The sequence below is a fragment of the Skermanella aerolata KACC 11604 genome (assembly GCF_000936425.1).
Taxonomy (GTDB): domain Bacteria; phylum Pseudomonadota; class Alphaproteobacteria; order Azospirillales; family Azospirillaceae; genus Skermanella; species Skermanella aerolata.
The window spans coordinates 1-786 of the sequence record NZ_AVFK01000183.1; the positions used below are offsets into that span (position 1 = coordinate 1).

The window sequence follows — 786 nt, forward strand, 5'->3', positions numbered from 1 at the left end:
GCGTGCGGGCGGGGTGAGCCATGACGGAAATCCATCCTCGAATTCTGAAACGTCTGGAAACCGAGTGGACACGGCGACTGGAGGCGGAGTGGACCCACGCCTGCCGTCGTCTCCACGACCAGCGTTTGGTCGTCGGCGGCCTGGCTGACACCGCCGTGGGAGGCGAACTCCACCTTCCCGAGTTGTGCGCGGTCCTTGATGACGCCATGGCTACTTTGGTAGCGCTTGGTCCTCGGCATCCAGCCTCGACGGTGCTGCTCCACGCCATGACGAACGGTTTCACGAAAATTCAAGACGACATGCACCGCAGATTGAATAAAAGAACTGGCTGTGGACCATCATTGAAACATACTTTACTATATTAATTTTAAAGTAAGTATCATAACATTTCTATTTTGGGTAAGTATATTTCTCTTACCTGATATTTTATGCCTGTGGAAGGTTTTTTATTTCTGCGCCATTAGCCATGTGGGTATTATTTATTGATCACAGATGAAAAGCATTGTAATAGCATGAAACTTCAAGAGTTTGGGGAGGAATAAAAATGCGCGACGTGGATCTGTCGTGTGGATCAGCGCCCAAGCTTGGGCCATGACCGCAATACACCTACTGTGTTGATTATCTTGCAAATTCGCTTCATTAGATGGCCCTCTATCGGCGCCGATAGAGGGCCATCTTAAGAGCTCTTTTTCCTTGAAAAATCAATGGTTTGAGCCGCCTCAGCTCGTGGCCCAAGTTTGGGTTCTTCGTTCTTTTGTGTGCACAGCTTCTGAGGGAAGTTCAGGG

1 protein-coding gene is annotated in these 786 nt (G+C 49.5%); it reads right to left on the minus strand.

Annotated features, from left to right (window positions below; all coding sequences use genetic code 11):
* On the minus strand, positions 1-239 hold a 239-nt coding region (locus N826_RS45105; protein WP_044438048.1), incomplete at its 3' end, for a hypothetical protein.
* Positions 240-786: the final 547 nt, after the last annotated feature.